The organism is Micrococcus sp. TA1 (assembly GCF_014199555.1).
GTDB lineage: Bacteria > Actinomycetota > Actinomycetes > Actinomycetales > Micrococcaceae > Citricoccus.
On the sequence record NZ_JACHNW010000001.1, the window covers coordinates 98,606 to 121,807 of the forward strand.

Annotated in this window: 6 protein-coding genes and 6 rRNA genes; 11 read left to right on the forward strand and 1 reads right to left on the reverse strand. The window is 64.7% G+C overall.

All coding sequences use genetic code 11. The features are described from left to right. The first annotated feature begins 17 nt into the window (after positions 1 to 17). From treS to GGQ69_RS00435, 10 genes are all read left to right on the forward strand, one after another. A complete protein-coding gene (treS, locus tag GGQ69_RS00390; protein WP_183523345.1) occupies positions 18 to 1,826 on the forward strand; it encodes a maltose alpha-D-glucosyltransferase in 1,809 nt (602 codons plus the stop codon). After that, entirely contained in the window at positions 1,823 to 5,614 is a 3,792-nt protein-coding gene (gene glgB, locus GGQ69_RS00395) for a 1,4-alpha-glucan branching protein GlgB (protein ID WP_183523347.1), read from the forward strand. Before treS ends, glgB begins: the two co-directional genes overlap by 4 nt. Positions 5,615 to 6,340: 726 nt before the next feature. Further along, a 16S ribosomal RNA gene (locus GGQ69_RS00400) occupies positions 6,341 to 7,865 on the forward strand. 635 nt (positions 7,866 to 8,500) lie between these two features. Continuing rightward, positions 8,501 to 11,589: ribosomal RNA gene (locus GGQ69_RS00405) — 23S ribosomal RNA — on the forward strand. Between the two features lie 252 nt (positions 11,590 to 11,841). Next, a 5S ribosomal RNA gene (gene rrf, locus GGQ69_RS00410) occupies positions 11,842 to 11,958 on the forward strand. 1,900 nt (positions 11,959 to 13,858) lie between these two features. Beyond that, positions 13,859 to 15,383: ribosomal RNA gene (locus GGQ69_RS00415) — 16S ribosomal RNA — on the forward strand. 635 nt (positions 15,384 to 16,018) lie between these two features. Beyond that, positions 16,019 to 19,107 (forward strand): 23S ribosomal RNA (locus tag GGQ69_RS00420). 252 nt (positions 19,108 to 19,359) lie between these two features. Continuing rightward, positions 19,360 to 19,476 (forward strand): 5S ribosomal RNA (gene rrf / locus GGQ69_RS00425). Together the 16S, 23S and 5S rRNA genes form the textbook arrangement of a ribosomal RNA operon. Positions 19,477 to 19,587: 111 nt before the next feature. Next, complete coding sequence (locus GGQ69_RS00430; RefSeq protein ID WP_183523349.1) at positions 19,588 to 20,100, forward strand: hypothetical protein; 513 nt, start codon at positions 19,588 to 19,590, stop codon at positions 20,098 to 20,100. Further along, complete coding sequence (locus GGQ69_RS00435; protein ID WP_183523351.1) at positions 20,097 to 20,924, forward strand: DUF429 domain-containing protein; 828 nt, start codon at positions 20,097 to 20,099, stop codon at positions 20,922 to 20,924. Before GGQ69_RS00430 ends, GGQ69_RS00435 begins: the two co-directional genes overlap by 4 nt. Here the strand turns inward: GGQ69_RS00435 and GGQ69_RS00440 are convergent. Next, positions 20,905 to 21,546 (reverse strand): hypothetical protein, encoded by a 642-nt coding sequence (locus GGQ69_RS00440; protein ID WP_183523354.1) that lies wholly within the window; start codon positions 21,544 to 21,546, stop codon positions 20,905 to 20,907. The two genes, GGQ69_RS00435 and GGQ69_RS00440, sit on opposite strands and share 20 nt — an antisense overlap. 148 nt (positions 21,547 to 21,694) lie before the next feature. Between GGQ69_RS00440 and GGQ69_RS00445 the strand changes: the two genes are divergently transcribed. Then, positions 21,695 to 23,116: an FAD-binding oxidoreductase gene (locus tag GGQ69_RS00445; RefSeq protein WP_183523355.1), complete on the forward strand. Its 1,422-nt coding sequence runs from the start codon at positions 21,695 to 21,697 to the stop codon at positions 23,114 to 23,116. Positions 23,117 to 23,202: the final 86 nt, after the last annotated feature.

Consider the following 23,202-nt stretch of genomic DNA (forward strand, 5'->3'; position numbering starts at 1 on the left):
GGAAGACACTGCACCCGATGGCCAATTCGTTCCAGCTCCACACCCACGGGATCTCCCACGACCCGAACTGGTTCCGCACCGCCGTGTTCTACGAGGTCCTGGTCCGGGCCTTCCACGACGGCAACGGTGACGGTTCCGGGGACTTCGACGGGCTGATCAACAAGCTGGACTACCTGCAGTGGCTGGGCGTCGACTGCCTCTGGGTGCCGCCGTTCTACCGTTCCCCGCTGCGGGACGGCGGGTACGACGTCGCCGACTTCTACGAGGTCCTGGACGACTTCGGCACCGTCTCCGACTTCAAGCGGCTCGTGGCCGAGGCCCACGCGCGCGGCCTGCGCGTCATCATCGACCTGCCGCTGAACCACACCTCGGACCAGCACCCCTGGTTCCAGGAGTCCCGATCGGACCCGGACGGACCGTACGGGGACTTCTACGTCTGGAGCGACACGGACGAGAAGTACGAGGACGCCCGCATCATCTTCGTGGACACCGAGGAGTCGAACTGGAGCTTCGACCCCGTGCGCCGGCAGTTCTTCTGGCACCGGTTCTTCTCCCACCAGCCGGACCTGAACTTCGAGAACCCGGCGGTGATCGAGGCCCTCTACGACGTGGTCCGGTACTGGCTGGACATGGGCGTGGACGGCTTCCGCGCCGATGCGATCCCGTACCTCTACGAGGAGGACGGCACGGACTGCGAGAACGATCCGCGCACCCACGTGTTCCTGCGGGACCTGCGGACCATGGTGGACGCGGAGTACCCGGGCCGGGTGATCATCGCCGAGGCCAACCAGCCACCGCAGGACGTGGTCGACTACTTCGGGTCCGAGGAGGACCCGGAGTGCCACATGTGCTTCCACTTCCCGATCATGCCGAAGATCTTCTACGCGCTGCGCGACCACAAGGCCACCGCCATCCTGGAGGCCATCGCCGAGACCCCGCAGATCCCGGCCGGCTCGCAGTGGGGGACCTTCCTGCGCAACCACGACGAGCTGACCCTGGAGATGGTCACGCCCGAGGAGCGCCAGGCCATGCTCGGCTGGTACGCCCCGGACTCGAGGATGCGCGCCAACGTCGGCATCCGCCGCCGGCTGGCGTCCCTGCTGGACAATAACCGCTCCGAGCTCGAGCTGATCCACGGGTTGCTGCTGTCCCTGCCGGGCTCGCCGTTCCTGTACTACGGGGACGAACTGGGCATGGGGGACAACATCTGGCTGCCGGACCGTGATGCCTCACGCACCCCGATGCAGTGGAACCCGGACCGCAACGCCGGGTTCTCCGACGCCGACCCCGGCAAGCTCTACCTGCCGGTCATCCAGTCCCTCGTCTACCACTACAACCACGTCAACGTGGAGGCACAGCTGGCCTCGAACGGTTCCCTGCTGCACTGGGTCCGGGAGACGCTGGCCGTGCGCAAGCGCCACCCCGTCTTCGGGCTGGGCGATTTCACGATGGTCGACGCCGAGGCCGAACAGGTCCTCGCCTTCGTCCGGGACCTGCCGATCAGTGACGACGAGGACCTGTACCCCGAGACCGTGCTGTGCGTGTTCAACCTGTCCCCGGACCCGGTGGCCACGTGGCTGAGCGTGCCGGGGTACGAGGGGCGGGGCCTGCGGGACGTGTTCGGTGGCCGGGCCTTCCTGGACATCGGGGAGGACGGCCGCCTGCCGGTCACCCTGCCGGGACACGGTTTCTTCTGGCTGCGCCTGCGCACCGGGCCGGACCTGATGGGCGGGACGGACCGGACCGCCCTGGCCGGCAAACGGAACCCCTACACGACCGCCCTTCCCGTGATCACCCCCGAGATGTCCGCAGGGAGCGTCCGATGACCACTGAACAGAACTCCTCCGCCTCCTTCCCCGAGCTGCTCTCCGCCTGGCTGCCGTCCCAGCGCTGGTTCCCGGTGCGCGGCACCTTCGACCTGCACCGGGTCGGCGGGATCCGGCTGACGGCCAGCCGGGAGGACGTCCAGCTCCAGCTGCAGGTGGTGACGGCCGGACGGGACGATGACACCGTGACCCTGTCCGTGCCCGTGGCCATCCGCGAGGAACCGCTCGAGGGCGGGGACGCCGCGCTGATCGGACGCTGGGACAGCGCCTCCGGGCCCCGCTGGGTCTACGACGGCACCCACGACCCGGAGTTCGTGGCCGCCTGGCTCGAGATGATGCGGCGCGAACTGCCCACGGCGGACCGGCGGTCGGCCGGGCACGCCTACGCGGGCTTCGAGGAGTGGCCCGCCTTCCACGCCGACACCCTGCGGGCCCGGTTGCTGCAGGGCGAGCAGTCCAACACCTCCGTCGTCATCGAGGCCGGTCCCGGCACGCTGATCCTCAAGTTCTTCCGCGTCCTGGCCGCCGGCGCCAACCCCGACGTCGAGATCGGCCTGGCGCTGTCCGCCGCCGGCTCCAGCGAGGTCCCGGTGACGTACGGCTCGGTCACCGTGGGATGGCGCGGCACGCCGGAGGAGTGGGTCTCGGGCCAGGCCTGCGTCCTGCGCGAGTTCATCACCGGGTCGAGGGACGCCTGGCGGGTGGCCACCGAGGCCGCCGAGGCCGGGGAGGACTTCCTCGCCGAGGCCACGGGGATCGGCGAGGCCACCGGCCGGCTGCACCTGGCCCTGGCCGGGGCCCTGGGAACGCGCTCCGTGCCCGCCGGCACCGGCCGGGCGCCCCAGGTCCTGTCCGAACTGGCCACCCGGATCGAGTGGGGCTGGCGCGAGGCCGCGGCGACCATCGGGGAGGACCTGGCGGACCGCGTGGAGCAGGTCCTCACCTCCCTGCGCTCGGCGGACGCGGCGGCCGGGCTGCCGCCCCTGCAGCGGATCCACGCCGACTACCACCTCGGCCAGGTCCTCGCCTCCGACGCCGACGGCACGACCCGCTGGACGGTGCTGGACTTCGAGGGCGAACCACTGCGGGACGCCGAGGAACGCTCCGGCTGGGACCTGCGGCTGCGGGACGTCGTCGGGATGCTGCGGTCCTTCGACTACGCCGGTGCGCTGGCCGGGACCCCGGAGTGGACCGCCGGGACGCAGCGGGCCTTCCTGGAGGGCTATGGGCGCACCGTGGGAGAACCGGTGGACACGGCCTCGACGGTCTTCACCGCCCTGCTGCTGGACAAGGCCCTGTACGAGACGGTCTACGAGCTGCGTCACCGCCCGGACTGGGTCGAGGTCCCCGCCGCGGCCGTCCGGCGGGCCCTCGGGCGGGGCGCGGCCTCCGCGGGGACCGTGGCAGCCACGCCCATGCGGGATACGGTGGAGACAGTCATCGAGGGTGAACCCCAGGAGGACACCATGCACGCCGAGAACACCGAATCAACGACGCCGGACGCTCCGGCACCCGCCGCGGCGCCGTCCGCCGGGGCACCCGGGAGCGCCACTGCCGAAGTCAGCGCGGGAGAGACCGGGGGCCCCGCCCCCCTGGGGGTGCGCGCGGAGGTGCTGACCGCCGTCGCGCACGGCCGGTACCACCAGCCCCACGAGGTCCTCGGGGCGCACCTGGACGACGCCGGCACCGTCACCTTCCGCGTCCTGCGGCCGATGGCGGAGGAGGTGTCGGTCCGGACCGACGACGGGACGGTGGTCCCGCTGCGCCACGAGGTCGAGGGCATCTGGGTGGGGACGTTGCCGGCCACGCACCCGGGCCAGGTGCCGGGGTACCGGATCCTCGTGTCCTTCCCCGGCCTGGACGCCACCGAGCAGGACGACCCGTACCGGTACCTGCCCACGGTGGGCGAACTGGACCAGCACCTGTTCCGCGAGGGACGGCACGAGACCCTGTGGACCGTCCTGGGCTCCCGGGTCCGTCACTACTCGTCCCCCCAGGGCGAGATCACCGGCACCTCCTTCGCGGTGTGGGCCCCCAACGCCCAGGCCGTCCGGGTCAAGGGCGACTTCAACGGCTGGGACGGGCACCAGCACGCCATGCGCTCCCTGGGTGACTCCGGGATCTGGGAGATCTTCGTCCCGGGCATCGGCGCCGGGACCGTGTACAAGTACGCGATCCTCGGCCACGACGGGCACTGGCGGGACAAGGCCGACCCGATGGCCCGCTGGACCGAGGTGCCCCCGGCGACCGGTTCGCGGGTGGACGACTCCCGGTACCAGTTCGGCGACCAGGACTGGATGGAGCAGCGGGCGCGCACGGACCCGCACGACGGGCCGATGAGCATCTACGAGGTGCACGCCGGGTCCTGGCGTCCGGGCCTGAGCTACCGCGAGATGGCCGAGCAGCTCGTGGAGTACGTCTCCTGGCAGGGGTTCACCCACGTGGAGTTCATGCCCGTGGCCGAGCACCCCTTCGGCGGGTCCTGGGGCTATCAGGTCTCCGGCTACTACGCCCCGACCTCACGGTTCGGCACCCCGGACGACTTCAAGTACCTGGTGGACCGCCTCCACCAGGCCGGCATCGGCGTCCTGCTGGACTGGGTGCCCGCCCACTTCCCCAAGGACGAGTGGGCGCTGGCGAAGTTCGACGGCACGCCCCTCTACGAGTACGCGGACCCGCGCAAGGGGGAGCACCCGGACTGGGGCACCCTGGTGTTCGACTACGGCCGCACCGAGGTGCGCAACTTCCTGGTGGCCAATGCGCTGTACTGGCTCGAGGAGTTCCACATCGACGGGCTGCGGGTGGATGCCGTGGCCTCGATGCTCTACCTCGACTACTCCCGGGAGGACGGGGAATGGATCCCCAACATCCACGGGGGCAACCACAACCTCGAGGCGATCAGTTTCCTGCAGGAGGCCACGGCCACGGCCTACAAGCGCAACCCCGGAACGGTCATGGTCGCGGAGGAGTCCACCGCGTTCTCGGGTGTCACGGCACCCACCGACCAGGACGGGCTCGGCTTCGGCCTGAAGTGGAACATGGGCTGGATGCACGACTCGCTCAAGTACATGTCCGAGGACCCGGTGAACCGGCGCTGGCACCACAACGAGATGACCTTCTCGCTCGTCTATGCGTGGAGCGAGAATTTCGTGCTGCCGCTCTCGCATGACGAGGTGGTCCACGGCAAGGGCTCGCTGCTGCGCAAGATGCCCGGTGACCGCTGGCAGCAACTGGCATCCCTGCGCGCCTACTACGGATTCATGTGGGCCCACCCGGGCAAGCAGCTGCTCTTCATGGGATCCGAGTTCGGGCAGGAGTCCGAGTGGAAGGAATCCCACGGGCTGGACTGGTGGCTCACCGAGAACCTCCAGCACAAGGGGCTGATGAAGGCCGTGCGGGACCTCAACATGGTGTACCGCAACGCCCCGGAACTGTGGAGCCAGGACAACGACCCGGCAGGTTTCCAGTGGATCGACCAGAACGACGGTGACCGCAACCTGTTCTCCTTCATCCGCTGGTCCGCGCCGGGCGCGGACGGCGAGGAGGCCCGCCCCCTGGTGTGCGTCACCAACTTCGCCGGCCATCCCCACCACGACGTGCGGCTCGGGCTGCCGCTCGCGGGGGAGTGGGAGGAGGTGCTCAACACGGACGCCGAGACCTATGGGGGTTCGGGCGTGGGCAACCCCGGGACCATCACCGCGGACGGTGAGCACTGGCATGGTCAGCCGGTGTCGGCGGTGGTGGTGGTGCCGCCGTTGGCGACGGTGTTGTTCCGGCCGGTGGGCTGAGGGGCTCAGTGGCTGTGTCTGGGCCTGTGACTGGTCCGGATGCTGAAAACGGGGTTGGGTGGGGATCGGCCGCTCTGCGTCCCGTCTGGGGGTGTGGGGTGGCCGATTTTGCTTCGGGCCGGAACGTGTGTATTGTCTTCCCTTGTGCCGAGGCGCGGACGACGTGAGTCGGACGGGTCGGAGGCCGAGGATCGGTGGGGTGACCTGCGGATCTGAGGCTGGTGATTCGGTGCCGGTGGTTCCTTCGGGGGTCATCGCCGGTCAAGGACCGGGGCGGTTCCGTGGACTTCGGTCCGGGGGAGTGCCCGGCGAGGCGGAGTTGACACCGACTGGCCAGCGGGTCTAAGATGGAAAAGTTGCTCAGGAACATGGGGCGGCCGCGGAGCGGTTGATCAAATGGGAAAAGCAGCGATCAGGGACTTCGTTTCTGACTTGGAGAAAACGCTGAAAACGCGGATTTGACAATGACGAGAGAATGACCGAAACTTGAAAAGCCGCAGATGAGAAAAGCGAAGATGTTCCGGGTTTTCCTGGTTTCTTGGTGAGTACTTGTGATGTGCCTGTTGTTTGAGAACTCAATAGTGTGCCAAGTTTGTTGATGCCAATTATTTGATTGGTTGAATGGCTGTCTGCCGCACCCCCGTGTGGTGGATGGTTTTTTGCCATGGATTGAGCGATGGCCGGCCGGGTTTTCCGCCGGGTGGGTCGTCGTGTCTTTTGTATTTTTTTACGGAGAGTTTGATCCTGGCTCAGGATGAACGCTGGCGGCGTGCTTAACACATGCAAGTCGAACGCTGAAGCCCCAGCTTGCTGGGGTGGATGAGTGGCGAACGGGTGAGTAACACGTGAGTAACCTTCCCTTGACTCTGGGATAAGCCTGGGAAACCGGGTCTAATACCGGATGCGACCTCTCACCGCATGGTGGGGGGTGGAAAGATTTATCGGTCTTGGATGGACTCGCGGCCTATCAGCTTGTTGGTGGGGTAATGGCCCACCAAGGCGACGACGGGTAGCCGGCCTGAGAGGGTGACCGGCCACACTGGGACTGAGACACGGCCCAGACTCCTACGGGAGGCAGCAGTGGGGAATATTGCACAATGGGCGCAAGCCTGATGCAGCGACGCCGCGTGAGGGATGACGGCCTTCGGGTTGTAAACCTCTTTCAGTAGGGAAGAAGCGAAAGTGACGGTACCTGCAGAAGAAGCGCCGGCTAACTACGTGCCAGCAGCCGCGGTAATACGTAGGGCGCGAGCGTTATCCGGAATTATTGGGCGTAAAGAGCTCGTAGGCGGTTTGTCGCGTCTGCCGTGAAAGTCCGGGGCTTAACCCCGGATCTGCGGTGGGTACGGGCAGACTGGAGTGCAGTAGGGGAGACTGGAATTCCTGGTGTAGCGGTGAAATGCGCAGATATCAGGAGGAACACCGATGGCGAAGGCAGGTCTCTGGGCTGTTACTGACGCTGAGGAGCGAAAGCATGGGGAGCGAACAGGATTAGATACCCTGGTAGTCCATGCCGTAAACGTTGGGCACTAGGTGTGGGGGCCATTCCACGGTTTCCGCGCCGCAGCTAACGCATTAAGTGCCCCGCCTGGGGAGTACGGCCGCAAGGCTAAAACTCAAAGGAATTGACGGGGGCCCGCACAAGCGGCGGAGCATGCGGATTAATTCGATGCAACGCGAAGAACCTTACCAAGGCTTGACATGTTCTCGACCGCCACAGAGATGTGGTTTCCCCTTTGGGGCGGGTTCACAGGTGGTGCATGGTTGTCGTCAGCTCGTGTCGTGAGATGTTGGGTTAAGTCCCGCAACGAGCGCAACCCTCGTTCCATGTTGCCAGCGGGTTATGCCGGGGACTCATGGGAGACTGCCGGGGTCAACTCGGAGGAAGGTGGGGACGACGTCAAATCATCATGCCCCTTATGTCTTGGGCTTCACGCATGCTACAATGGCCGGTACAATGGGTTGCGATACTGTGAGGTGGAGCTAATCCCAAAAAGCCGGTCTCAGTTCGGATTGGGGTCTGCAACTCGACCCCATGAAGTCGGAGTCGCTAGTAATCGCAGATCAGCAACGCTGCGGTGAATACGTTCCCGGGCCTTGTACACACCGCCCGTCAAGTCACGAAAGTCGGTAACACCCGAAGCCGGTGGCCCAACCCTTGTGGGGGGAGCCGTCGAAGGTGGGACTGGCGATTGGGACTAAGTCGTAACAAGGTAGCCGTACCGGAAGGTGCGGCTGGATCACCTCCTTTCTAAGGAGCACATGGCCATCACCGCCTGGACTTCTGGTCCGGGTACCGGGGTGGTCCATTGGTTGCCCGTGTCGGTCCCGCGTGTGGACCGGCGGGTTGCTCAAGGGTGGAACATCAACGAATCGTGCCCCGTGGTCGTACCGGCCGGTGGGTTCTCGTAGTACCGCGTCTGGAATGGGCGCCGCGGCCGTGGGCCGTGGTGTCGCGCCGGCGAGGGGAAGGGGAGCGTCACCGGGTCCGGATGGGCGTGGGGGTGTTGGCACACTGTTGGGTCCTGGGACAACAGGACCGGCCGTTCCCGGTCTGTCGGTGGAGTGATCCGCCGGTGGGCTCGGGGGTGGTTGTTCCGGGTCGGGTTCCTCCGTGGTGGGGGTCCCGGGTCCTGGTTCCGGCCGCGTTGAAGCGTCCTGCCGTTGTGGTGGGGTGTGGAGTGCGCGGTGCGGGTTGTTGTTTGGGAACTGCATAGTGGACGCGAGCATCTTATTTTTATTGCCGCCATCATCACGCCCCCTGGTGTGGTGTGGTGGCGCCGAGAATGTAGTCATCTTTGATGCCCGCACTGATCGTCCTGTCCTCCTGGTGGGGGCGGGTGTGTTGGTGTGGGTTTTTGCTCATTGAGGGCTTGGCCGTTGTGTGGCTAAGTTTTTCAGGGCGCATGGTGGATGCCTTGGCAACAGGAGCCGATGAAGGACGTGGGAATCTGCGATAAGCCTGGGGGAGTCGATAACCGGACGTTGAGCCCAGGATTTCCGAATGGGGAAACCCCGCACGCCGATGAGCGTGTGACCGCCGGTTGAACACATAGGCCGGTCGGGGGGAACGCAGGGAAGTGAAACATCTCAGTACCTGCAGGAAGAGAAAACAACATGTGATTCCGTCAGTAGTGGCGAGCGAACGCGGATGGGGCTAAACCGTGCACGTGTGATACCCGGCAGGGGTTGCGTGTTCGGGGTTGTGGGCCCTTGCGTGGTGGTTCTGCCGAACCACCGTGGTGAGGTGCGGGCGTATAGGCGAACAGGTTTGGATGCCTGACCGTAGAGGGTGAGAGTCCCGTAGCTGGAATGCGTTCCGCCGCTTAGTGAGTGTGCCCGAGTAGCACGGGGCCCGAGAAATCCCGTGTGAATCCGCCAGGACCACCTGGCAAGCCTGAATACTACCTGTTGACCGATAGCGGATAAGTACCGTGAGGGAATGGTGAAAAGCACCCCGGGAGGGGAGTGAAATAGTACCTGAAACCATGTGCCTACAATCCGTCGGAGCCTTTCGGGGTGACGGCGTGCCTTTTGAAGAATGAGCCTGCGAGTCAGTGGTACGTGGCGAGGTTAACCCGTGTGGGGAAGCCGTAGCGAAAGCGAGTCTGAATAGGGCGAACATAGTCGCGTGTCCTGGACCCGAAGCGGAGTGATCTACCCATGGCCAGGTTGAAGCGCGTGTAAGAACGCGTGGAGGACCGAACCCACTTCAGTTGAAAATGGAGGGGATGAGCTGTGGGTAGGGGTGAAAGGCCAATCAAACTCCGTGATAGCTGGTTCTCCCCGAAATGCATTTAGGTGCAGCGTCACGTGTTTCTTCCCGGAGGTAGAGCTACTGGATGGCTGATGGGCCCTACAAGGTTACTGACGTCAGCCAAACTCCGAATGCCGGGAAGTGAGAGCGTGGCAGTGAGACCGTGGGGGATAAGCTTCATGGTCGAGAGGGAAACAGCCCAGACCACCGGTTAAGGCCCCTAAGCGTGTGCTAAGTGGGAAAGGATGTGGAGTTGCTGTGACAACCAGGAGGTTGGCTTAGAAGCAGCCACCCTTGAAAGAGTGCGTAATAGCTCACTGGTCAAGTGATTCCGCGCCGACAATGTAGCGGGGCTCAAGCACACCGCCGAAACCGTGGCATTCAGCGTTTGCTGGATGGGTAGGGGAGCGTCGTGCACGAGGTGAAGCCGGGGCGGAAGCGTCGGTGGATTGTGCACGAGTGAGAATGCAGGCATGAGTAGCGAAAGACGGGTGAGAAACCCGTCCGCCGGATGACCAAGGGTTCCAGGGTCAAGCTAATCTGCCCTGGGTAAGTCGGGACCTAAGGCGAGGCCGACAGGCGTAGTCGATGGACAACGGGTTGATATTCCCGTACCGGCGAAGAACCGCCCATGCTGAGCCGGTGATACTAACCGCCCGAGCCTGCCTGGATCCCCTTCGGGGGACGTGGCAGGGGAGCGCGGGACCTGAACCGGTAAGGCAAGCGCATTAACAGGTGTGACGCAGGAAGGTAGCCGGGCCGGGCAATGGAATTGACCTGGTCCAAGGGTGTAGGGTGTCCGGTTGGCAAATCCGCCGGACGTGAGCCTGAGACCCGATAGGCCCCCACCACGTGGGGGATCCGGTGATCCTATGCTGCCAAGAAAAGCATCGGCGCGAGGTTCTAGCCGCCCGTACCCCAAACCGACACAGGTGGTCAGGTAGAGAATACTAAGGCGATCGAGAGAATCATGGTTAAGGAACTCGGCAAAATGCCCCCGTAACTTCGGGAGAAGGGGGGCCCCAACCGTGACACCCACTTGCTGGGTGGAGCGGATCGGGGCCGCAGAGACCAGGGGGAAGCGACTGTTTATCAAAAACACAGGTCCGTGCGAAGTCGCAAGACGAGGTATACGGACTGACTCCTGCCCGGTGCTGGAAGGTTAAGAGGACCTGTTAGCCGCAAGGCGAAGCGGAGAATTTAAGCCCCAGTAAACGGCGGTGGTAACTATAACCATCCTAAGGTAGCGAAATTCCTTGTCGGGTAAGTTCCGACCTGCACGAATGGAGTAACGACTTCCCCGCTGTCTCAACCATGAACTCGGCGAAATTGCACTACGAGTAAAGATGCTCGTTACGCGCAGAAGGACGGAAAGACCCCGAGACCTTTACTATAGTTTGGTATTGGTGTTCGGTGTGGCTTGTGTAGGATAGGTGGGAGACGTTGAAGCATGGACGCCAGTTCGTGTGGAGTCATCGTTGAAATACCACTCTGGTCACTCTGGACATCTAACTTCGGCCCGTGATCCGGGTCAGGGACAGTGCCTGATGGGTAGTTTAACTGGGGCGGTTGCCTCCCAAAATGTAACGGAGGCGCCCAAAGGTCCCCTCAGCCTGGTTGGCAATCAGGTGTCGAGTGCAAGTGCACAAGGGGGCTTGACTGTGAGAGCGACAGCTCGAGCAGGGACGAAAGTCGGGACTAGTGATCCGGCGGCACCTCGTGGAAGGGCCGTCGCTCAACGGATAAAAGGTACCTCGGGGATAACAGGCTGATCTTGCCCAAGAGTCCATATCGACGGCATGGTTTGGCACCTCGATGTCGGCTCGTCGCATCCTGGGGCTGGAGTAGGTCCCAAGGGTTGGGCTGTTCGCCCATTAAAGCGGTACGCGAGCTGGGTTCAGAACGTCGTGAGACAGTTCGGTCCCTATCCTCTGCGCGCGCAGGAAATTTGAGAAGGTCTGTCCTTAGTACGAGAGGACCGGGACGGACGAACCTCTGGTATGTCAGTTGTACCGCCAGGTGCACCGCTGATTAGCTACGTTCGGGACGGATAACCGCTGAAAGCATCTAAGCGGGAAGCCAGCTTCGAGATGAGATTTCCACAGGGCTTGTCCCTGGGAGGCCCCCAGCAGACCACTGGGTTGATAGGCCGGACGTGGAAGCAAGGACTAACGACTTGTGAAGCCGACCGGTACTAATAGGCCGACAACTTACACACACAACACCACCCCACCCCCCGCCGCTTCAGGCACCAGGGGACGGGGTTGGCCAGGTGCGCAGCGTCCACTATGCGGTTGCGGAACAACAACCCACCCCGCACCCCCGAGCCCTCACCGGCACCCGGGGCCCGCGGGGCGGAACACCGCACCACACACACAACTGAACAGTGCAACCACAAGTTGTACCCCTAAAAGACCACCCCCGACACAGCGGCCCCCCACGGGAGGCCCGGACAGGGCGGTAACAGGGTTACGGCGGTCATAGCGTGGGGGAAACGCCCGGTCCCATTCCGAACCCGGAAGCTAAGGCCCACAGCGCCGATGGTACTGCATCCGGGAGGATGTGGGAGAGTAGGACGCCGCCGGACAACCATTAACCAGGAGCCCTGGACCACACGGTCCAGGGCTCCTGCGTTTAACCACCCCACCCCCACCCCACCCCCACCAGAGCGAGGACCGGCCCCGAAACGGACCGACGACTCCAGTAGCTCGAGGCCCGCCGCGGGTGGGGGGACTGGCTCCCGCTGTGCATGGTCAGGCGGCCTGCCGTCAGCGGTGTCGGTGATGCCTCGGCCCGGTCCGCTGCCTCGGCACCTGTGAGCTGGCGCGTCGAAGATGACCCCGAGTGTGGCCCTGCGGTGCGGGCCGGCAGGCGTGCTCTGTGCGAGGTTTCCGATCGAGCTGATCCAACCGTTCGCACCCCAGCCGTTCGCACCCGGAGTGGCCGGCACCCGTTTCCGTCCTCTGACGAAGCGGGCCTGATGCGATCTTCATCATGCGCGTCCAGGACGACGGGCCGTGAGTGCGACCGCACCCCGTCCTCCTCATCGAGGACGACGGGGCGCGAGCGTGACCGCGCCACGCCCTCACCGTGAGATTGATCTCGTGGTGCTTCCTCGTTCCCCGTTCGCCGATCGACTCACCGGAAGCCGACCGTCACGGGATCCATGCCCGCATCACCTGGTGCCCTCTCGAGGAGGTCTCGTGGGCGGGGGTCTCGCGCAGTGGCCGTGCTCACCATGGGTGGTGCTCCTCGGCCCTGGGGGATGCAGCACCGGTGAACCCGGCCAGACCACTGAGGCGAACTGCGGTGGTCCTGCCGTGCCGAGGACCACGGTTGGTGTCGGTGCGCGGGGGAGCCCGGTCCATGGCTCATCGTGGCGACCAGTGCAGTTCCGGACCGTGTGGATCTGCGCAGCGGTAAGCCGGCCCGGGCAGGTGGTTCGACGTAAGGATGACCTCTCGCCACGGGTGGTTCGCCGAGCTGCCGAATGCCTCTCGAACACGGCCGTTCCGCGGCGACTGTCCCGCTGTCCCGCTGTCCCGGTGGAGCGAAGGCCCTGCGCACCGTGAAAGTCTCGCGGCCCCGTCACCGGACCCGGCCCGGGACATCCGATAGACCATTCCCGGGGCCGGCCAGGATGATCACCGGGAAACGACCGTGCGGTCGCGCCCGCGGGGCTCGGCGGGCATGGTCAGCCGGTGTCGGCGGTGGTGGTGGTGCCGCCGTTGGCGACGGTGTTGTTCCGGCCGGTGGGCTGAGGGGCTCAGTGGCTGTGTCTGGGCCTGTGACTGGTCCGGATGCTGAAAACGGGGTTGGGTGGGGATCGGCCGCTCTGCGTCCCGTCTGGGGGTGTGGGGTGGCCGATTTTGCTTCGGGCCGGAACGTGTGTATTGTCTTCCCTTGTGCCGAGGCGCGGACGACGTGAGTCGGACGGGTCGGAGGCCGAGGATCGGTGGGGTGACCTGCGGATCTGAGGCTGGTGATTCGGTGCCGGTGGTTCCTTCGGGGGTCATCGCCGGTCAAGGACCGGGGCGGTTCCGTGGACTTCGGTCCGGGGGAGTGCCCGGCGAGGCGGAGTTGACACCGACTGGCCAGCGGGTCTAAGATGGAAAAGTTGCTCAGGAACATGGGGCGGCCGCGGAGCGGTTGATCAAATGGGAAAAGCAGCGATCAGGGACTTCGTTTCTGACTTGGAGAAAACGCTGAAAACGCGGATTTGACAATGACGAGAGAATGACCGAAACTTGAAAAGCCGCAGATGAGAAAAGCGAAGATGTTCCGGGTTTTCCTGGTTTCTTGGTGAGTACTTGTGATGTGCCTGTTGTTTGAGAACTCAATAGTGTGCCAAGTTTGTTGATGCCAATTATTTGATTGGTTGAATGGCTGTCTGCCGCACCCCCGTGTGGTGGATGGTTTTTTGCCATGGATTGAGCGATGGCCGGCCGGGTTTTCCGCCGGGTGGGTCGTCGTGTCTTTTGTATTTTTTTACGGAGAGTTTGATCCTGGCTCAGGATGAACGCTGGCGGCGTGCTTAACACATGCAAGTCGAACGCTGAAGCCCCAGCTTGCTGGGGTGGATGAGTGGCGAACGGGTGAGTAACACGTGAGTAACCTTCCCTTGACTCTGGGATAAGCCTGGGAAACCGGGTCTAATACCGGATGCGACCTCTCACCGCATGGTGGGGGGTGGAAAGATTTATCGGTCTTGGATGGACTCGCGGCCTATCAGCTTGTTGGTGGGGTAATGGCCCACCAAGGCGACGACGGGTAGCCGGCCTGAGAGGGTGACCGGCCACACTGGGACTGAGACACGGCCCAGACTCCTACGGGAGGCAGCAGTGGGGAATATTGCACAATGGGCGCAAGCCTGATGCAGCGACGCCGCGTGAGGGATGACGGCCTTCGGGTTGTAAACCTCTTTCAGTAGGGAAGAAGCGAAAGTGACGGTACCTGCAGAAGAAGCGCCGGCTAACTACGTGCCAGCAGCCGCGGTAATACGTAGGGCGCGAGCGTTATCCGGAATTATTGGGCGTAAAGAGCTCGTAGGCGGTTTGTCGCGTCTGCCGTGAAAGTCCGGGGCTTAACCCCGGATCTGCGGTGGGTACGGGCAGACTGGAGTGCAGTAGGGGAGACTGGAATTCCTGGTGTAGCGGTGAAATGCGCAGATATCAGGAGGAACACCGATGGCGAAGGCAGGTCTCTGGGCTGTTACTGACGCTGAGGAGCGAAAGCATGGGGAGCGAACAGGATTAGATACCCTGGTAGTCCATGCCGTAAACGTTGGGCACTAGGTGTGGGGGCCATTCCACGGTTTCCGCGCCGCAGCTAACGCATTAAGTGCCCCGCCTGGGGAGTACGGCCGCAAGGCTAAAACTCAAAGGAATTGACGGGGGCCCGCACAAGCGGCGGAGCATGCGGATTAATTCGATGCAACGCGAAGAACCTTACCAAGGCTTGACATGTTCTCGACCGCCACAGAGATGTGGTTTCCCCTTTGGGGCGGGTTCACAGGTGGTGCATGGTTGTCGTCAGCTCGTGTCGTGAGATGTTGGGTTAAGTCCCGCAACGAGCGCAACCCTCGTTCCATGTTGCCAGCGGGTTATGCCGGGGACTCATGGGAGACTGCCGGGGTCAACTCGGAGGAAGGTGGGGACGACGTCAAATCATCATGCCCCTTATGTCTTGGGCTTCACGCATGCTACAATGGCCGGTACAATGGGTTGCGATACTGTGAGGTGGAGCTAATCCCAAAAAGCCGGTCTCAGTTCGGATTGGGGTCTGCAACTCGACCCCATGAAGTCGGAGTCGCTAGTAATCGCAGATCAGCAACGCTGCGGTGAATACGTTCCCGGGCCTTGTACACACCGCCCGTCAAGTCACGAAAGTCGGTAACACCCGAAGCCGGTGGCCCAACCCTTGTGGGGGGAGCCGTCGAAGGTGGGACTGGCGATTGGGACTAAGTCGTAACAAGGTAGCCGTACCGGAAGGTGCGGCTGGATCACCTCCTTTCTAAGGAGCACATGGCCATCACCGCCTGGACTTCTGGTCCGGGTACCGGGGTGGTCCATTGGTTGCCCGTGTCGGTCCCGCGTGTGGACCGGCGGGTTGCTCAAGGGTGGAACATCAACGAATCGTGCCCCGTGGTCGTACCGGCCGGTGGGTTCTCGTAGTACCGCGTCTGGAATGGGCGCCGCGGCCGTGGGCCGTGGTGTCGCGCCGGCGAGGGGAAGGGGAGCGTCACCGGGTCCGGATGGGCGTGGGGGTGTTGGCACACTGTTGGGTCCTGGGACAACAGGACCGGCCGTTCCCGGTCTGTCGGTGGAGTGATCCGCCGGTGGGCTCGGGGGTGGTTGTTCCGGGTCGGGTTCCTCCGTGGTGGGGGTCCCGGGTCCTGGTTCCGGCCGCGTTGAAGCGTCCTGCCGTTGTGGTGGGGTGTGGAGTGCGCGGTGCGGGTTGTTGTTTGGGAACTGCATAGTGGACGCGAGCATCTTATTTTTATTGCCGCCATCATCACGCCCCCTGGTGTGGTGTGGTGGCGCCGAGAATGTAGTCATCTTTGATGCCCGCACTGATCGTCCTGTCCTCCTGGTGGGGGCGGGTGTGTTGGTGTGGGTTTTTGCTCATTGAGGGCTTGGCCGTTGTGTGGCTAAGTTTTTCAGGGCGCATGGTGGATGCCTTGGCAACAGGAGCCGATGAAGGACGTGGGAATCTGCGATAAGCCTGGGGGAGTCGATAACCGGACGTTGAGCCCAGGATTTCCGAATGGGGAAACCCCGCACGCCGATGAGCGTGTGACCGCCGGTTGAACACATAGGCCGGTCGGGGGGAACGCAGGGAAGTGAAACATCTCAGTACCTGCAGGAAGAGAAAACAACATGTGATTCCGTCAGTAGTGGCGAGCGAACGCGGATGGGGCTAAACCGTGCACGTGTGATACCCGGCAGGGGTTGCGTGTTCGGGGTTGTGGGCCCTTGCGTGGTGGTTCTGCCGAACCACCGTGGTGAGGTGCGGGCGTATAGGCGAACAGGTTTGGATGCCTGACCGTAGAGGGTGAGAGTCCCGTAGCTGGAATGCGTTCCGCCGCTTAGTGAGTGTGCCCGAGTAGCACGGGGCCCGAGAAATCCCGTGTGAATCCGCCAGGACCACCTGGCAAGCCTGAATACTACCTGTTGACCGATAGCGGATAAGTACCGTGAGGGAATGGTGAAAAGCACCCCGGGAGGGGAGTGAAATAGTACCTGAAACCATGTGCCTACAATCCGTCGGAGCCTTTCGGGGTGACGGCGTGCCTTTTGAAGAATGAGCCTGCGAGTCAGTGGTACGTGGCGAGGTTAACCCGTGTGGGGAAGCCGTAGCGAAAGCGAGTCTGAATAGGGCGAACATAGTCGCGTGTCCTGGACCCGAAGCGGAGTGATCTACCCATGGCCAGGTTGAAGCGCGTGTAAGAACGCGTGGAGGACCGAACCCACTTCAGTTGAAAATGGAGGGGATGAGCTGTGGGTAGGGGTGAAAGGCCAATCAAACTCCGTGATAGCTGGTTCTCCCCGAAATGCATTTAGGTGCAGCGTCACGTGTTTCTTCCCGGAGGTAGAGCTACTGGATGGCTGATGGGCCCTACAAGGTTACTGACGTCAGCCAAACTCCGAATGCCGGGAAGTGAGAGCGTGGCAGTGAGACCGTGGGGGATAAGCTTCATGGTCGAGAGGGAAACAGCCCAGACCACCGGTTAAGGCCCCTAAGCGTGTGCTAAGTGGGAAAGGATGTGGAGTTGCTGTGACAACCAGGAGGTTGGCTTAGAAGCAGCCACCCTTGAAAGAGTGCGTAATAGCTCACTGGTCAAGTGATTCCGCGCCGACAATGTAGCGGGGCTCAAGCACACCGCCGAAACCGTGGCATTCAGCGTTTGCTGGATGGGTAGGGGAGCGTCGTGCACGAGGTGAAGCCGGGGCGGAAGCGTCGGTGGATTGTGCACGAGTGAGAATGCAGGCATGAGTAGCGAAAGACGGGTGAGAAACCCGTCCGCCGGATGACCAAGGGTTCCAGGGTCAAGCTAATCTGCCCTGGGTAAGTCGGGACCTAAGGCGAGGCCGACAGGCGTAGTCGATGGACAACGGGTTGATATTCCCGTACCGGCGAAGAACCGCCCATGCTGAGCCGGTGATACTAACCGCCCGAGCCTGCCTGGATCCCCTTCGGGGGACGTGGCAGGGGAGCGCGGGACCTGAACCGGTAAGGCAAGCGCATTAACAGGTGTGACGCAGGAAGGTAGCCGGGCCGGGCAATGGAATTGACCTGGTCCAAGGGTGTAGGGTGTCCGGTTGGCAAATCCGCCGGACGTGAGCCTGAGACCCGATAGGCCCCCACCACGTGGGGGATCCGGTGATCCTATGCTGCCAAGAAAAGCATCGGCGCGAGGTTCTAGCCGCCCGTACCCCAAACCGACACAGGTGGTCAGGTAGAGAATACTAAGGCGATCGAGAGAATCATGGTTAAGGAACTCGGCAAAATGCCCCCGTAACTTCGGGAGAAGGGGGGCCCCAACCGTGACACCCACTTGCTGGGTGGAGCGGATCGGGGCCGCAGAGACCAGGGGGAAGCGACTGTTTATCAAAAACACAGGTCCGTGCGAAGTCGCAAGACGAGGTATACGGACTGACTCCTGCCCGGTGCTGGAAGGTTAAGAGGACCTGTTAGCCGCAAGGCGAAGCGGAGAATTTAAGCCCCAGTAAACGGCGGTGGTAACTATAACCATCCTAAGGTAGCGAAATTCCTTGTCGGGTAAGTTCCGACCTGCACGAATGGAGTAACGACTTCCCCGCTGTCTCAACCATGAACTCGGCGAAATTGCACTACGAGTAAAGATGCTCGTTACGCGCAGAAGGACGGAAAGACCCCGAGACCTTTACTATAGTTTGGTATTGGTGTTCGGTGTGGCTTGTGTAGGATAGGTGGGAGACGTTGAAGCATGGACGCCAGTTCGTGTGGAGTCATCGTTGAAATACCACTCTGGTCACTCTGGACATCTAACTTCGGCCCGTGATCCGGGTCAGGGACAGTGCCTGATGGGTAGTTTAACTGGGGCGGTTGCCTCCCAAAATGTAACGGAGGCGCCCAAAGGTCCCCTCAGCCTGGTTGGCAATCAGGTGTCGAGTGCAAGTGCACAAGGGGGCTTGACTGTGAGAGCGACAGCTCGAGCAGGGACGAAAGTCGGGACTAGTGATCCGGCGGCACCTCGTGGAAGGGCCGTCGCTCAACGGATAAAAGGTACCTCGGGGATAACAGGCTGATCTTGCCCAAGAGTCCATATCGACGGCATGGTTTGGCACCTCGATGTCGGCTCGTCGCATCCTGGGGCTGGAGTAGGTCCCAAGGGTTGGGCTGTTCGCCCATTAAAGCGGTACGCGAGCTGGGTTCAGAACGTCGTGAGACAGTTCGGTCCCTATCCTCTGCGCGCGCAGGAAATTTGAGAAGGTCTGTCCTTAGTACGAGAGGACCGGGACGGACGAACCTCTGGTATGTCAGTTGTACCGCCAGGTGCACCGCTGATTAGCTACGTTCGGGACGGATAACCGCTGAAAGCATCTAAGCGGGAAGCCAGCTTCGAGATGAGATTTCCACAGGGCTTGTCCCTGGGAGGCCCCCAGCAGACCACTGGGTTGATAGGCCGGACGTGGAAGCAAGGACTAACGACTTGTGAAGCCGACCGGTACTAATAGGCCGACAACTTACACACACAACACCACCCCACCCCCCGCCGCTTCAGGCACCAGGGGACGGGGTTGGCCAGGTGCGCAGCGTCCACTATGCGGTTGCGGAACAACAACCCACCCCGCACCCCCGAGCCCTCACCGGCACCCGGGGCCCGCGGGGCGGAACACCGCACCACACACACAACTGAACAGTGCAACCACAAGTTGTACCCCTAAAAGACCACCCCCGACACAGCGGCCCCCCACGGGAGGCCCGGACAGGGCGGTAACAGGGTTACGGCGGTCATAGCGTGGGGGAAACGCCCGGTCCCATTCCGAACCCGGAAGCTAAGGCCCACAGCGCCGATGGTACTGCATCCGGGAGGATGTGGGAGAGTAGGACGCCGCCGGACAACCATTAACCAGGAGCCCTGGACCACACGGTCCAGGGCTCCTGCGTTTAACCACCCCACCCCCACCAGGGGGGAGGACCGGGCCCGCGGAACGATGGGAGGATGGAGGTCATGTCCGACAGCCTCTTCCTGGATCCGTTCGCCCAGCCCCCGTCGGACGGCACCGCCCGTGCCGCGGCCCCTGACGCGAAGCAGGTGCCGGACGAGGCGCCCGCCTCCCTCGCGGCGGAGGTCCCCCTGGCGGCGGACCGGGCCGTCGAGGCGTTCCTGGAGTACGTCCACCTCTGGTGGCCGGTTGCACTGCGCGCGTGCGGTGAGGACGGCCACCTGGGCTTTGAGGAGGGAACACTCCTCGAGGAGGGACTGGACGGGTCCCGACACCGGTGGGCGGACGTCGTCGGGACCGAGGGCGCCTCGCTGTCCCTGCGCTGGTTCGGCGCCCCCGGAGGCCAGGCCGCCAGCACGGGCCTGGACGTCACCCTCGAGTTCACCATCGCGTCCGCGACGCAGACGCTCGTGACCGTCCGGGGGAGCGGGGTGCCCTCGTTCCGGCGGGACTGGCATCCGGTGCTGGACGGCTACGCGCGCTTCGCCGGCGGCACGGTCCGCCCCGTCACGGCGTGAGGCCGGCAGGCGCCGCAGTCCGGCGCTTCGTCGGGGTGGACCTGGCCGCGGCCCCGGAGCGCACCGGGCTGGCCGTCCTGGTCCAGGACGAGGGGCGGGGAACCCTGACGGTGGAACGTGCCGCGCTCGGTGCTGACGACGACGAGGTGCTCGAGGCCATCGGTGCCGGTGACCGGTCCGGCGTGGACGTCCCCTTCGGCTGGCCCGAGTCATTCGTCCGGCTCATCACCGACCACAGCGGGGGCCGGTTGCACCCCGTGGCGGACACCGGCCCGGACTGGCGGCGGGGACTGGCCCTGCGCGCCACGGACGCCGCGGTGCGGGAACTGACCGGGCTGACCCCGCTCAGCGTCTCGACGGACCGCATCGCCTATCCCGCGCTGCGGTGGGCCAACCTGGCGGCCCGCCTGCGGGCCGCGGGGCACGCCGTGGGGCCCGACGGCGACGGGCTGGCCTGCGAGGTCTACCCCGCGGCCGCGCTGCGCACCTGGGGGCTGCCGTACCGGGCCTACAAGAAGGACGACCACCGCCCGGCGCGGGCGGCCCTGATCGGTGCGCTGGAGCAGCTCGTCCCGTGGCTCGACCTCACCGGTTACCGCGAGGCCTGCCTGGCGCACGACGACGTCCTGGACGCCGTGCTGGCCGCCCTGGTGGCCCGCGAGGTGCACCTGGGCAGGACCCACGGGCCGCCGGCGGCACTGCGCGCTCGGGCCCGGCGCGAGGGGTGGATTCACGTGCCCCTCGGACCGCCCACTCCGCTCCCGCGTCCGGGCGCGGCGTCGCGGCCCGGGAACACGGTGCCGTCTACAGGCCGTGTTCCCTGAACATCCTCAGGTCGCCGTCCTCGAACTTCTGCTCCAGGACCCGGCCGTTGGCGCGCATGGCCTCCAGGTCGTGCTGCAGGACGGAGGTGCGACTGCCGGCCACCTCGGTCCCCAGCAGCTTCAGCTGGGCGATCCACTCGGGAGCGGCCTGCGGCTTGGCGGAGTCGGGCAGGCGCAGGAACACCTCGAGGGTGTTCGGCAGGTACTGGTAGACGATCGACTCCAGGGCCATCCGCTGTTCCGGGGCCCGCCGGACGTCCTGCCAGCGGTCGATCATCTCCCGCAGCGACAGCACGATCACGCCCAGTTCCCGGTCGGCCTCCGGGGGGATCCGCCCCCGGTTGGCGCGCACGGACTGCTGGAACTCGGCCAGCCGCTCGGCCATCTCGGCACCGGTGGCGCCGTGCACGGGAATGCCGGAGGCGTAGGTCCTGCGCGTCGACGGGGTCAGGAGGTACCCCGCTCCGTACCCGAGGAGTCCCGCGATGACGGCGGCCAGCGGCGACGGGGAGAGGAGCATGACGACGATGAACACGGCCAGGAACGCGGCCAGGCCGACCAGGTTCGGCCGGGACACCAGGAACGCGCCGAGCCCACCGGTCGTGTCGTCACTGGTGGCCACGGCTCTCCTCGAGGTCTCGCGCGGTGCACGTCGGGGCCGGTTCCCGTGCCGCCGAGGGCGCTGCGGTCGCCGGAGCTGACCCCCAGTCTATGACCCGGGTCCCGGGCCGCGGTGAAGCGTCCCGGATCACTCCGCCTACCATGGGTCCATGCCACAGACGGATCCCCGCACCCCCGTTCGCACCGCCCACGGCCCGGGGGGAGAGGACCTGCGCCGCCTGCTGGCCGAGGCCTTCGCCCCGGAGCTGCTCGACCTCAGCGAGGAGGGCCGGCAGGCCTGCGCCACCGACCGTGGACCCCGCACGGACTGGACGCCGGCCGTGCCGGAGGCGGTGGTCTACGCCGAGTCCACCGACCACGTGCAGCGGCTGATGCGGCTGGCCTCCGGACACGGATTCCCCGTCATCCCCCGCGGGGCGGGCACCGCACTGTCCGGTGGCGGGCACGCCCTGCCCGGTTGCGTGGTGCTGTCCCTGGAGCGCATGGACCGCATCCTGTCGATCGATCCGGAGGACTGCTCGGCCACCGTGGAACCGGGCGTCATCAACTCCCGCCTGGGGGACGCCGTCGCGCCCCACGGGCTGATGTACGCCCCCGACCCGGCGAGCTACCGGATCTCGACGATCGGCGGCAACGTGGCCACCAACGCCGGCGGGTTGCGCTGCGCGAAGTACGGGGTGACCCGGGACTCGGTGCTGGCGCTCGACGTCGTGCTCGCGGACGGCACGCTCATCCGGACCGGTACCGCGACGCTCAAGGGCGTGGCCGGTTACGACCTCACCGCGCTGTTCACCGGATCCGAGGGCACGCTGGGCGTCATCACCGGGATCACGGTACGGCTGCGCCCGTCCCCGGCGCGCGTGGAGACCGCCGCGGCCTGGTTCCCGGACTTCCCGACGGCGGCCGCGGGCGTCCTGGCGATCGGCGCGGCCCGTGTGCAGCCGGCGATCCTGGAGATCATGGACCGCGGGACCATGGAGGCCCTCGACGGGGCCCACGGCTCGACCCTGTGCGCGCGGGGGTCGGCCATGCTGCTGGTGCAGACCGACGGGTACGGGGCGCTCGAGGAGATGTCCGTCATCCGGGCCGAGCTCGAGGCCCTGGGCGGGACCATGACCCCGGTGGGTGACGCCGAGGCGACCGGCCTGGTGGACCTGCGCCGGCACGCCCGCGGGGACGACGTGCCCACCCTGATCGCCGTCGGGGAGGACGTGGCGGTGCCGCGTTCGCGCCTGGTGGACTACGTGCACGGGCTGGAACGGATGGCCGTGGACCACGCGGTGAGCCTGAAGGTCGTGGCGCACGCGGGGGACGGCAACCTGCACCCCTCGTTCTGGATCGCCGCGGACGATGAGGGGACCGCCCAGGCCCGGCTGGACGCTGCCCTGGACGAGTCCGTGCGGCTGGCCCTGGACATGGGCGGGACCATCACCGGCGAGCACGGGATCGGTTCCTACAAGCTGCGCTGGCTCCAGTGGGAACAGTCCGGCGCCGTCGTGGAGATCCAGCGGGGCATCAAGGACCTCCTGGACCCGCACGGGGTCCTGAACCCGGGGCGCGCGATCCTCTGACGACCCCGAATGACCCCGGGAACCACCGGCGCGGGGGTCTCCCACGGCACGTTTTGGCGTTTCGGGGTCACGAGGTCTAGGATGGA